This window comes from Micromonospora sp. NBC_00858, from assembly GCF_045207365.1.
Lineage (GTDB): Bacteria > Actinomycetota > Actinomycetes > Mycobacteriales > Micromonosporaceae > Micromonospora.
Map to the genome: position 1 here is coordinate 589,176 of NZ_CP108828.1, position 12,375 is coordinate 601,550.

The 12,375-nt window shown below is 73.8% G+C and carries 10 protein-coding genes; 6 read left to right on the top strand and 4 right to left on the bottom strand.

Going from position 1 to position 12,375, the window contains the following annotated elements:
* Positions 1-46 precede the first annotated feature (46 nt).
* Positions 47-919 (bottom strand): aldo/keto reductase, encoded by an 873-nt coding sequence (locus OG990_RS02810; protein ID WP_328418815.1) that lies wholly within the window; start codon positions 917-919, stop codon positions 47-49.
* A gap of 210 nt (positions 920-1,129) precedes the next feature.
* On the opposite strand from OG990_RS02810, the gene OG990_RS02815 reads away from it, so the two are divergent.
* Positions 1,130-5,359: a CHAT domain-containing protein gene (locus tag OG990_RS02815; RefSeq protein ID WP_406078901.1), complete on the top strand. Its 4,230-nt coding sequence runs from the start codon at positions 1,130-1,132 to the stop codon at positions 5,357-5,359.
* Between the two features lie 40 nt (positions 5,360-5,399).
* Here the strand turns inward: OG990_RS02815 and OG990_RS02820 are convergent, their stop codons facing one another.
* A complete protein-coding gene (locus OG990_RS02820) occupies positions 5,400-5,894 on the bottom strand; it encodes a hypothetical protein (RefSeq protein WP_328418813.1) in 495 nt (164 codons plus the stop codon).
* Positions 5,891-6,211 (bottom strand): hypothetical protein, encoded by a 321-nt coding sequence (locus tag OG990_RS02825; protein WP_406078902.1) that lies wholly within the window; start codon positions 6,209-6,211, stop codon positions 5,891-5,893. Before OG990_RS02825 ends, OG990_RS02820 begins: the two co-directional genes overlap by 4 nt.
* Positions 6,212-6,479: 268 nt before the next feature.
* Between OG990_RS02825 and OG990_RS02830 the strand changes: the two genes are divergently transcribed.
* The 4 genes from OG990_RS02830 to OG990_RS02845 all read left to right on the top strand — a co-directional run bounded on the left by OG990_RS02830 (position 6,480) and on the right by OG990_RS02845 (position 10,889).
* Positions 6,480-6,845, top strand: a complete 366-nt coding sequence (locus OG990_RS02830; protein WP_328418811.1) for a YciI family protein — start codon at positions 6,480-6,482, stop codon at positions 6,843-6,845.
* Between the two features lie 132 nt (positions 6,846-6,977).
* Positions 6,978-8,360 (top strand): FAD-binding oxidoreductase, encoded by a 1,383-nt coding sequence (locus OG990_RS02835; RefSeq protein ID WP_406078903.1) that lies wholly within the window; start codon positions 6,978-6,980, stop codon positions 8,358-8,360.
* Positions 8,361-8,559: 199 nt separating this feature from the next.
* Positions 8,560-10,008, top strand: coding sequence for a pyruvate kinase (pyk, locus tag OG990_RS02840; protein WP_328418809.1), 1,449 nt, complete (start codon positions 8,560-8,562; stop codon positions 10,006-10,008).
* Positions 10,005-10,889: an acyl-CoA thioesterase II gene (locus tag OG990_RS02845; RefSeq protein ID WP_328418808.1), complete on the top strand. Its 885-nt coding sequence runs from the start codon at positions 10,005-10,007 to the stop codon at positions 10,887-10,889. Before pyk ends, OG990_RS02845 begins: the two co-directional genes overlap by 4 nt.
* Positions 10,890-10,965: 76 nt before the next feature.
* Here OG990_RS02845 and OG990_RS02850 read toward each other — a convergent pair whose 3' ends face one another.
* The gene (locus tag OG990_RS02850) at positions 10,966-11,634 is read right to left on the bottom strand and encodes a YceI family protein (protein WP_355609693.1); all 669 of its coding nucleotides are present in this window, start codon (positions 11,632-11,634) and stop codon (positions 10,966-10,968) included.
* Positions 11,635-11,906: 272 nt separating this feature from the next.
* On the opposite strand from OG990_RS02850, the gene OG990_RS02855 reads away from it, so the two are divergent.
* Complete coding sequence (locus tag OG990_RS02855; RefSeq protein WP_386983947.1) at positions 11,907-12,371, top strand: RrF2 family transcriptional regulator; 465 nt, start codon at positions 11,907-11,909, stop codon at positions 12,369-12,371.
* The last annotated feature ends 4 nt before the right edge of the window (positions 12,372-12,375 follow it).

A 12,375-nucleotide genomic window follows, 5' to 3' on the forward strand; every position in this document is an offset into this window, starting at 1 on the left:
GCCGGGACCACCCGCGCGCCGCACGCCACCGGCGTCGGTCGGGTTTTCAGCTCGCCTTGGCCAGCGCCTCGAACTCGTCATCGGTGAGCCGCACGTCGCCCGCGGCCACGTTCTCCTCCAGGTGCGCCACCGAGGACGTACCGGGGATCGGCAGCATCACCGGCGACCGGCGCAGCAGCCAGGCCAGCGCGAGCTGCGCGGGCGTCGCGCCGTGCGCGGAGGAGATCGCGTCCAGCGGGCCGCCCGGGCGGGCCAGCTCACCGGTGGCGATCGGGAACCACGGGATGAACGCGATGTCGTTGCGCTCGCAGTACTCCAGCACGTCCTCGGCGCTGCGGTTCGCGAGGTTGTACAGGTTCTGCACCGACGCGATGGTGGTGATCGCGCGGGACTCCTCGATCTGCGCGACGCTCACCTCAGACAGTCCGATGTGCTGGATCTTGCCCTCCTGCTGCAACAGCGCCAGCTCGCCCAGCTGGTCGGCGAGTGGCACCTGCGGGTCGATCCGGTGCAGCTGGTAGAGCGGGATGGTGTCCAGGCCGAGGTGACGCAGGCTCAGCTCGCACTGCTGGCGCAGGTACTCCGGGCGGCCCACCACGCGCCAGTCGCCCGGCCCGGCCCGGGTGAACCCACCCTTGGTCGCGATGACCAGATCATCGGCGTACGGGTGCAGGGCCTCGCGGATCAGCAGCTCGGAGACGAACGGGCCGTACGAGTCGGCGGTGTCGATGAAGGTCACGCCCAGCTCCACCGCCCGGCGCAGCACCCGGAGCGCCTCGGCCGGGTCCTTCGGGTCTCCCCAGACGCCCGGCCCGGTGATCTGCATGGCCCCGTAGCCGAGCCGGTTGACGGTGACGTCGCCCCCGATCCGGTACGTGCCGGAAGCCTTCGCGGGCTGCTTGCTGATGTCGGTCGCCATACGCGGATCCCCAATCGTTGTCGTCGTGGCGGGATGGAAACCTCCACCACCAGGTGATCATCCCCCGGAATCCGACCGTCATACCGGGTGTCGGCCGACTGTGTGCGGCGACACGGCACGACCGGATCCGCGTCGCCTTACCGCTAGCGCCCACCGTGTCCGGTCTGCTACGCCTGATCCCAATCGGTGTGGCCGGTCGGGGGAGGCACGATGTGGCGACGGTTCAGGTCGGACCCGGTGGATCGGCTGCGGGCGCGGCTGGACCGCTTCGGCACGACCAGGGACGCTCGCGCGGTGCTTGACTCCGGGGCGATGCGCGACGCCGAGGCGGTCAAGGAGCTGGTGACCTCCACGCCCCCCGACGGGTCGATGTCGGAGTCGGTCGTCGAGGGCCTCTTCCTGCTCGCCTGTCTGCACTGGTACCGCTACCAACTGCTGCCGCCCGGTGAGGACGCCGACGATCTCGGCCGGGCGGTCACGCTCACCGAGATCCTGCTGCGCATCGCCCCGGAGCTGGTACCGCCGTCGCTGCTGGCGCTGCTGCACGCGCACCGACCGCCGTCGGACACCGGCCGGGTCCCCGGCCCACGCGTCCCCGGCCGTCCGGCGTCCGCGCCGACCCGTTCGGACCGGGGCGCCGGTCCCGGTCGCGGCGGGCGTACGGCCGGGTCGGCCTCCGGCGAGGCCGGCGCGCTGTTCCTCGAGGCCGTCATGCTGATGGGCGGCGCGGAGACCAACCGCGACTACCGGGTTGCCGACCGGGCGGCGGCGCTGCTGCAACGAGCGGTGGACGGCACACCAGCGGGCGAGCCGGAGCGGCTGCACTACCTGTCCGCCCTCGGCAAGGTGCACCGCGACCAGTTCCGGCACCTCGGCCGGCGGAGTGCCCTGCCGCCCGCCATCGAGGCGCACCGGGAGAGCCTGGAGTCCACCCCGGCCGGTGACCCGGAACGTCCGACCCGGCTGTTCAACCTCGGCAACGTGCTCGGCGACCGGTACGAGGTCGACGGCGCGCCGGCGGACCTGGACGAGTCGATCACGCTGCTGCGCGACGCCGCCCGGGCCGCCGGCGTCAGCCCGTCGGTGCGTGCCATGGCGCGGGCCAACCTCGGGCAGCGGCTGCGGGACCGGTGGCGGCTGCGGAGCCGACCGGCCGACCTCGACGAGGCGGTCGACGCGTTCGCCGCGGCCCGAGCCGGCGGCGATCCCCGGGTCGCCGCGCTGCACGGCACGGCGCTTGCCGAACGGTTCCTGCGTGACCAGGCGCCGGCCGACCGGGATGCCGGAATCGAGGCGTACCGGGTGGCGCTGACCGGGTTCGGCGGGCTCGAACCGGAGCTGGCCGGCACCGCACAGGCCGGCCTGGCCACCCTGCTCGCCGAGCGGCACCAGGCCGACGCCGACCCGGCCGACCTCGACGCGGCGATCGAGGCGTACCGGGCGGCCGCCGGTTCCGGCTCGCCACACGGCGGCTTGGATCCGGCCGAGATCCGGCGCGCGGTGGGCGGCCTGCTGGTGAGCCGGTACGAGCAGCGGCGGCGGACCGAAGACATCACCGAGGCGGTGCGGCTGCTGCGCGACGCGGTCACCGTCGCCAGGGAACCGGGTCAGCGGGCCCGCCGCCTCGCCGACCTCGGCTACGCGCTGGGCCGGGGGTACGCCGACCTGGGCGGGGTGACCGCGCTGCGGGCCGCCCGGGAGGCGCTCACCGAGGCGGAGTCGCTGGTTCCCCGTACCGACCCGCTGCACCATCAAGTGCTCAACAACCTGGGCAACACCCTGCGCGAGCTGTCCGACCTGGCGGGGGAACCGGCGCTGCTGGAGCCGGCCGCCGTGGCGCTGCGGGCCGCGGTCGCCGCCGTCGCGCCGGACGCCGTCCTGCTGCCCCGGTACCGCTCGAACCTGGGCCTGGTGTTGCAGGCCCTGTTCGCCTCCACCCAGGACCTGGCCACCCTGACCGAGGCGATCCAGGTGCTGGCGCAGGTGACCGAGATCGCGCCGCCCGGGCACCCCGACCGGCTGCCGGCGTTGACCAACTACGGCTCCGCGTTGAACCGCCGGGTGGAGCTCGCCCTGGACGGCGCGCTGCCCGCCGGTGGCGAGCCCGCCGACCAGGTCGCGGCCGGCGTCGCCCGAGACTCCGAGGCCGCGGTGACCGCGCTCCGCGAGGCGGCGGAGCTGGCCGAGCGGGAGGCCGAGCCGGCCGAGTACGTCCAGGCGCTCGCCACCCTCGCCCTGGCCCACCTGCTGCGACACCGTCTGCACGACAACCCGACCGCCCTGGACGAGGCGATCCGGCTGCTGCAGCAGCTGAGCGAGCGCCCGCCATCGGTCGACGGGGAGCGGTACCGGGTCCTCACCAACCTCGGTAACGCGCTGGTGCTGCGCTACCAGGCCGGCCGGGACGACGCGGACGCCACCGCCATGCTCGCGGCCTACCGGGGAGCGGTCGAGGAGCTGCCGGCCGAGCATCCCGCCCGCACCATGTGCCTGAGCAACCTGGCCACCGCCCTGGAGGCGGTCGCGTCCTCCGCCGACGACCCGGTGACCGGCCCCGCCGCCGTCGCCGTCGCCAACTCTGCTGTCGCCGCTGCTGCCGTCAGTGATTCGGCCATACTGGCCGAGGCGACCGCCGCGCTCCACGCCGCCGCAGCGGTGGAGTCCGCGCCGTCGCTGCTCCGGGCGAGTGCCGCCAGCCGGTACGCGGAACACGCCGCGGCGGCCGGCGACCTGCCGGCCGCGCTCGACGGGTACGCCACCGCGATCGAGCTGATCGACCTGGTGGCCTGGCACGGCATGGACTCCGACGACCAAACCCGCCTGCTCGGGCTGTTCCCCGGGCTGGCCAGCGACGCGGCGGCGGTCGCCATCGACCTCGACCGCCCGGAACGCGCCGTCGAGCTGCTGGAGTACGGCCGCGGCGTCCTGCTGACCCGGGCCCACGACGCGAGCACCGACCTGGCCGCGCTGCGCACGCGGGCCCCACGGCTGGCGGCCCGCCTCGTTGACCTTCAGGCCGCCCTCGACGGCTTCACCGCGCTGCCGCCCGCCGGCATCGACGGTCCGAGCAGCCGTGTGTCGGCCGGCCCGGTGTCGTCGGTCGACGCGGTGCCCCCGGGTGGGGTGCTGTCGCCGGCCGGGTGGGGGAGTGGCGTGGCGTCCGCCGAGGGTTCGGCGTCGACGGCCGGGGCTGGGCCGACCCCGGAGCAGCGGTACGACCTCGCCATGCGCCGCCGCGACCTGCTCGCCGTGATCCGCGACCAACCCGCCTTCGCCGACTTCCTCCGCCCGCCGCCGTTCGCCGCCCTGGCCCGGGCCGCTGTCGGTGGCCCGGTGGTGCTGGTCAACGTCGCCAGCCGGCGCTGCGACGCACTGGTGGTCGCCGACGGCCAGGTCACCGTGGTGCCGCTGCCCGGGCTGACCCTGGCCGACCTGCTCGCCCGGACGGCCGGTTTCCTGACCGCGATCGCGGTGCTCACCGGAGCGGCGACGCCGGACGGCCCGGAGCCGGCGGTGCAGCGCCGCCGGGCGGCGGCACGGACCGAGGTCGGCCAGACGCTGGACTGGCTGTGGCGGGTCGTCGCCACACCGGTGCTCGACGCGGCCACCCCCGCCCCGGCACCGTCCGGCTCGGCGGCCGCCGACCCGGACGGACCCGTACCGGACGCCGGGGCGGACTGGCCACGACTGTGGTGGTGCCCGACCGGGCTGCTCACCCTGCTGCCGTTGCACGCGGCCGGCCCCCTCGACGGTGGTGACGGGGTGCTGGACCGGGTGGTCTCGTCGTACACCGCGTCGCTGCGGGCGCTGGCGCACGCCCGGCGCGGCGTCCCGGCCCGGCCCGAGCCGGTCGACTCGGCGCTGGTCGTCGGCATGCCGCAGACCCCCGGCCTGTCCGACCTGCCCGGCGTCGACCAGGAGGTGGAGATCGTCCGCCGGCACCTGCCGCGGGTCCGCTCACTGCTCGGCCCGGCGGCCACCCCGGCGGCAGTGCTCGCCGCGCTGCCCGGCCAGCCGATCGCCCACCTGTCCTGTCACGGCACCCAGGATCTGGGCGCCCCGGCCTGGGGTCGCCTCGCGCTGGCCGGCGGCCCGCTGCACGTGCGGGACCTGTGGCGGCCCGCCGGCAGCCCGGCCGCGCTGGCCGTCCTGTCCGCGTGCGAGACGGTGCGCGGCGGAGCGGCCCTGCCCGACGAGGCGCTCACCCTCGGCACCGCGTTCCAGCTCGCCGGGTTCCGGCACGTCATCGGTGCGCTCTGGTCCATCTCGGACGCGCTGACCGTGCGACTCTGCGCCGACCTGTACGCCGGCCTGGCGGTGCCCGGCGGAATCGCCCCGGACCGGGCGGCGGTGGCTCTGCACGAGGCGGTCCGCCGGCTCCGCGCCGCCCTACCCGACCGGCCCGACACCTGGGCGAGCTACGCCCACCTGGGCCCCTGACCAGCTCAGACGTCAGGAAGAGCCCCTCCAGGAGCCGTCCTTACCTCTGGCCCGCAGAGACGGCGGCGGGCGGTGCCTGGCTGGCGGGCGCGTACCAGGTCACCCCCACCGCGGCGACCAGCAGAGCGGTGCAGAGCAGCACCAGCCGCACCCCGGTCCGCAGCGACCGGACCGCCGCCATCGCCTCCAGATGGTCGCCGAGCGGGGCCGGTGGGAGCGTCGCCACCGGGGTCACCGCCAGCCGTCCGTGCGCCGCGCGCAGCAGCGCCAGCGCCCCGCCCACGCCCGCCACCAGCGCGGCGAGCAGCAGGATGCCCACCAGCGCGCCCCACCCCGACGCGAGCGTGGTGACGTCGGTGCGGCCCCGGATCAAACTGAACCCGAACAGTGCCACCAGCAGCCCGCCGAGCCCGTTGCGCCAGGCCACCGCCGCAGCGCGGACCCGCTCCAGCTCGCCGCGCAGCAGCCCGGCCAACTGCTGCGCCCGGTGCAGGTCGGCGACGGTCGCGGGCGGCCCCGGGTGGAGCCGGATCACGCCTCGACCTCCAGCCGCAACGTCCAGTACGCGCCGCAGCCGCGCAGCCCGGCGGGGCGCGCGGGGTGGTCGGTCTCGCACTCGCAGAGCACCGTCCGGTAGCCGGGGTCCTGGGCCGCTGCCGGCGTGTCCCGCCGGTACAGCTCGTCGACCACCGTGCTGGTGGTCGTGTGGTCGCACCGGGGGCACCGCCCGCTGAGCAGCACGGCGAACTCGAACTCCCGCACCGTGAAACTCGCCGCGGTCTGCGCCGCGTACGCCTCGTCGGTGACCTCGGCGTACGGCAGCACGCCCGCCGCCGGCTCGTCGTCGCGCATCCCGACCTCCCCCTGCCCGCGCCCGGACCGTCCACCGTAGCCGGTACCGGCAGCCGGGTCGGCCGACGTGTCGGAGTGCCGCCAGCGACTGGTCGTTCGGGGCGTGCGGCGCGCCCGAGCACCCGTGTCGGCGGTCAGCGGGAGGTCCGACCGGGGCCAGTTGAGCGGAGCGACCGGTGCGACCGCCACCGGCGTGCGACGCTGGGCGCGTGCCGGCGACGCCGGCCCGGGCCGGTGCGTTCCCGGCCCGACGGCGGAGGGAGCACCCATGGCGGGAGTGCCGCAGGTCGACTTCGCGCTCGACACGTACGAGTGCATCGTGCTCTATCCCGGCGCGGCCGGACGGGCCCTGCCCTCGGAGACCGTGCAGCGGTTGCAGGCCGAGCACGCCGAGCACATGCAGGCGTTGCAGCGACGCGGGATCATCCTGGTCGCCGGCTCGATCGACGGGACCACCAGCAACCCGGAGCCGCCGATCGGCTTCGGGCTGGCCCGCACCGGCAGTGTCGACGACGTCCGCAGCGTGCTGGAGGCCGACCCGGCGGTGCAGGCCGGGCTCTACCGCATCGACGTGCTGACCTTTCTCTGCCCGGCCGGCTCGTTGGAGTTCCCGCTGGTCAAGACCCAGAGCTGACCGGTCGATCCATCGGCGGCTGTCGTGATGGTGACGGTGGTCGGCCGCCCGCTGGTGCTACGGTCGCGCCCACCGAGGACCGCCGTCGGGGTGCACCCGGCACCACCGGCCGGCCCCGGTCGAGGAGTCGCCATGAGCTCCGTCGCCAACCCCGATGTCGCCTCGGCCACCGCCCGGCTGCGCGCCCCGCTCGGTGACCGGCTCCACGAGCCGGGAGATCCCGGATTCGCCGCCGCCACCCGCCTCTGGAACGCCGCCGTGGACCGCGCGCCCGCGCTGGTCGCCCGGTGCCTGGACGCCGAGGAGGTGGCCGGTGCGGTCGGCATCGCCGCCCGGTGCCACCTGCCGGTGTCGGTCCGCTCCGGCGGGCACGACTGGGCCGGTCGGGCGCTGCGTGACGGCGGGCTGGTGCTCGACCTGACCGGTTTGCGCGCGGTCCAGGTCGACCCGGACGCGGCCACGGTGACCGTGGCCGGCGGCGCCACCGCCGCCGACCTGCTGACCGCCACCCGCCCGTACGACCTGGTGGTGCCCACCGGAGTGGTTCGCGACGTGGGCATGGCCGGGCTCACCCTGGCCGGCGGGTACGGCCCGCTCTGCGGCCGGTTCGGCCTGGCCCTGGACAACCTGATCGGCGCGGAGGTGGTTCTCGCCGACGGCCGTCGGGTCGCCGCCGACCCCCGGCACGACGCCGAGCTGTTCTGGGCGCTGCGTGGCGGCGGCGGCAACTTCGGCGTGGTCACCGCGCTGCGCTACCAGGCACATCGGCTGCCCGCCGTCCTCGCCGGCATGATCATGTTCGCGCTGGCCGAGGCGCCGGCCGTGCTGCGCGGGTACTCCGCGCTGCTCGCCGAGGCCCCGGACGAGCTCACCGTGATGGCGGGCTTCCTGCCCGGCCCGGCCGGCGAGCCGGTGATCTTCGTCTGCCCGTTCTACAGCGGCCCGGACCTGGACCTCGGGCGGCCCTGGGTGGACCGGTTGCGGGCGCTGGGCGTCCCACTGCTCGACCAGGTCGGCCCACTGCCGTACGCGGACGCGCTGCGGATGTTCGACGGCGGGATGGTCGACGGCAACCACTACCTGCTGCGGACCCGCTGGCTGCCCACGCTCGCCGACGGTGCCGTGGACGCGCTGGTCGACGCCGCCCGGAAGGTCAGCTCGCCCTTCTCCGCGGTGGCCCTGCACCACTTCCACGGCGCGGCCAGCCGGGTCCGGCTCGCCGACACGGCGTTCGGCCTGCGCGCCGATCACCTGCTGACCGAGATCATCGCGGTGTGGCCGCCGGGCGGGGCGGCCGGGCCGCACCGGGACTGGGCCGAGCGCACCTCGGCGGCCCTCGCCCCGCACGCCCTGCCCGGGGGCTACCCGAACCTGCTCGCCCCGGAGGAGACCGACCGGGTCCGGCTGGCCTACGGCGCGAACTGGACGCGACTGCGCCGGGCCAAGCGGCGCTACGACCCGCGTGACCTGCTCACCGCGGTGCCCACCCTGCCGCCCGCGGTGCACTCCGGGTGAGCCGCCGGCGGGAGCACCCCGAGGGTGTGTGCCAGCGGAGGCGTACGATTCCCGGCGCGCGGTCGCCGATGCCCGTCGCCACAACGTTCCCGGTGCGGTTCTGCCCGCCGGCCCGACGCGCACCGCGCGTTGTTGGACACACGTTCCGCTGCCTGCAAGGGGTCGGCCCCGGGTCCGACCTGAAGGAGAGACTAACCTGATGGGCGTGACACGCCGCGCGAAGATCGTCTGCACTCTTGGTCCCGCCACCTCGTCCCCGGAGCGCATCCGGGGCCTCGTCGAGGCCGGCATGAACGTGGCGAGGCTCAACTTCAGCCACGGCAGCCACGCTGACCACGAGGCGGTCTACCGACTGGTCCGGGAGGCGTCCGAGGCGGCCGGTAAGCCGGTGGCCGTCCTCGCCGATCTTCAGGGTCCCAAGATCCGGCTCGGCCGGTTCGCCGACGGCCCGCACGAGTGGCGCACCGGCGACTCGGTCGTGATCACCGGCGACGAGATCATCGGCACCAAGGATCGGGTCTCCTGCACGTACAGCAAGCTACCGCAGGAGGTGAAGCCCGGTGACCGGCTGCTGATCGACGACGGCCGGGTCGCCGTCGAGGTCACCGACGTCACCGGCAACGACATCCGCTGCCTGGTCACCGAGGGTGGCCCGGTCTCCAACAACAAGGGCGTCTCGCTGCCCAACGTGGCGGTCAGCGTGCCCGCCATGTCGGAGAAGGACGCCGAGGACCTGCGCTTCGCCCTGGGGCTCGGCGTCGACCTGGTCGCCCTCTCCTTCGTCCGCTCGGCCGAGGACATCAAGCTCGTGCACGGCATCATGGCCGAGGAGGGCGTGTTCCGGCCGGTGCTGGCCAAGGTCGAGAAGCCGGAGGCGGTGGAGCACCTCGAGGCCATCGTGCTCGCCTTCGACGGCGTCATGGTCGCCCGCGGTGACCTCGGTGTCGAGATGCCGCTGGACGAGGTTCCGCTGGTGCAGAAGCGGGCCGTGCAGCTCTGCCGGGAGAACGCCAAGCCGGTCATCGTGGCCACCCAGATGCTCGACTCCATGATCGAGAATTCCCGCCCCACCCGGGCAGAGGCCTCCGACGTGGCCAACGCGGTGCTCGACGGCGCGGACGCGGTGATGCTCTCCGGCGAGACCAGCGTGGGCAAGTACCCCGTGCTGACCGTCAGCACGATGGCCAAGATCGTGATGACCACCGAGTCCGGCTCGATCGGGGTGCCCCGGTTGCAGCACGACCCGCGTACCCACGGTGGCGCGCTCACCGTGGCCGCCTCGTCGATCGCCCGGGCCATCAACGCCAAGGCACTGGTCGCCTTCTCGCAGACCGGTGACACCGTCCGGCGGCTGTCCCGGCTGCACTGCGACCTGCCGCTGCTGGCCTTCACCCCGGTCCCCGAGGTGCGCGACCAGCTCGCCCTGACCTGGGGCGTGGAGACCTTCCTGATGCCGTTCGTGCAGCACACTGATGACATGTTCCGTCAGGTCGACCAGGCGCTGCTCGGTCTCAACCGGGCCAACCCGGGTGACTACGTGGTGATCGTGGCGGGCAGCCCGCCCGGCACTCCCGGCTCGACCAACACGCTGCGCGTACACCAGCTCGGCTCACTGGTCGACGCGGCGTCGGCGCGGGCGCTGCAGTGAGCGACAACCCGGTCGCGGTCGGCCAGGCGGCGGTGGACCAGCTGCTGGAAGTGCTGGACCTCGACCCGATCGGGGAGATGACCTTCCGGGGGATGAGCCCCCCGGTCGGCCCGCAGCGGGTGTACGGCGGCCAGGTCGCGGGCCAGGCCCTGGTCGCCGCCGGCCGTACGGTCGACCCGGAGCGGTTCGTGCACTCGTTGCACGGCTACTTCGTCCGCCCCGGCGACCCGGTCGAGCCGATCGAGTACCAGGTGGAGAACATCCGCGACGGTCGGTCGTTCTCGGTCCGCCGCGCGGTCGCGCTCCAGCACGACAAGCCGATCTTCTTCATGTCGGCGTCCTTCCAGCGGGCCGAGGAGGGTCTGGACCACCAGGCCACGTCTCCGCTGGACGTGCCCGCGCCGCAGGACGTGCCGACGATGTCCGACCGGCTCGCCCGCTACCCGGAGCGGCTGGGCATCTGGGGTCAGATCCCGCGTCCGATCGACGTGCGCTACGTCGGTGAGCCCGGCTGGGTCCGCCCGGGCGACCGGCCCGCCGACCCGCACCAGAGGGTGTGGATGCGCATCGACGGCAAGCTGCCGGACGACCCGCTGCTGCACGCCTGCGCGCTCACCTACGCCTCCGACCTCACCCTGCTGGACTCGGTGCTCTCCATGCACGGCGAGGTGTGGGGGCCGGGCGGTGTCGTCGGCGCGAGCCTCGACCACGCGCTCTGGTTCCACCGGCCGTTCCGCGCCGACGAGTGGTTCCTCTACGACTGCTGGAGCCCGTCGGCGTCCGGAGCGCGCGGGCTGGCCACCGGCCGGATGTTCACCACCGACGGCGCGCAGATCGCCAGCGCCGTCCAGGAGGGTCTGCTGCGCCGCGTCGGCGCGTGAGGCTGTCGGTCATCCCCGCCAGGCATGCACCTGCACCTGGGTGCGTCTTGGCGGGGACGACTGTCTGGGCGAGCCGTCACGGCTGATGGATGGCCTCGCCGGCGATCTCGATCTGCACGGTCTTCCCCACCAGAACTCCGCCACTTTCGAGCAGGACGTTCCAGAGCAGACCGTAGTCCTCGCGGTTGATTTCCGCTGTCGCGCTGAATCCGAAAATGTTCTGTCCGTACGGATCGCGACGGGCGCCACCGAAATTCACCTGAAGGTCGACCGCGCGGGTGATCCCCTTCACCGTCAACTCACCGGTGAGGACGAATCGGTCCGGAGCGGGTTCGGACTGTGGCGGGACATTGTGACTTCTGCCTCTTCCGCCGAGTCGGTGGTTTCGCAGCCGGGCCCACTGGAAGATCGGGTCTTCGTTGCCCTTCCAGTTGATGCCCGTGCTTCGATATTCGAGGGTGGGAAAGCGTTCCACGTCAAGGAAATCGGCACTCATCAGGTGCGTGTCCCGGTCAGTGCTCCCGGTGGTGATGCTCGCCGTCTCGATGGTTGCGGTCACCGAGGAGAGCAGGGGATCCTCCGCTACGTAGATCTGCGCCGTCGCCTTGGCGAACTCGCCGCGCACCGGGCTCACCATCATGTGCCGGGACAGGAAACCGATCCGCTTGTGCGCCTGATCGAGCTGATAGGTGCCGGCCACCGGGATGGTCATGCCGTCCCAGGTGCGTGTCGCGATATCGGTCATCGTGTTGCCTTCCCCCCCGAGCTGTACCCGGGTGTTTATCAATATGCTGCCGGGGCCCGCGCAAACGGTCAGACAGTCGTACTTCACGCCCAGCATAAGGACGCTCCGGAGCAGCTGTCGGGGCCCCACCTAACGGTGGTTCATGACGCACTTCACCATTTCTCGAAGGCCTCCGGCGACGGGTCCGAGCAGACCGGGTTTTCGTCGATGCGTGGCCGATCGGCCCAGGGTCGCCCACCCGGTTGGCGGAGCAGCGGGCTAACCTTGCCGGCATGCGCCTCTCCGCCCGGGTTGACTACGCCCTCCGCGCGGCCGCCGAGCTCGCCGCGACGGCCAGTGGCCCCGGGCGGGGCCGGCCGGTCACGGCTGACCAGCTTGCCCGGGCCCAGGAGATCCCGCCGAAGTTCCTGGAAAGCATCCTGCTCCAGCTTCGCCGGGGCGGCATCGTGCACGCTCAGCGCGGCCCGGAGGGCGGCTACTGGCTGGCCCGCCCGGCTGAGGAGATCTCGCTGGCCGACGTGATCCGGGTGATCGACGGGCCGCTCGCGCACGTCCGCGGGCAGCGCCCGGAGCAGCTCGGCTACCACGGCCCGGCCCGCGCGCTTCAGGAGGTCTGGATCGCGTTGCGGGCCAGCGAGCGGGAGATCCTGGAGTTGGTCAGCGTCGCCGACGTGGCCGCGGGCACGCTGCCCGAACGGGTCACCGAGCTGGTCGCCGACCCGCGCGCCTGGATCTGACCGC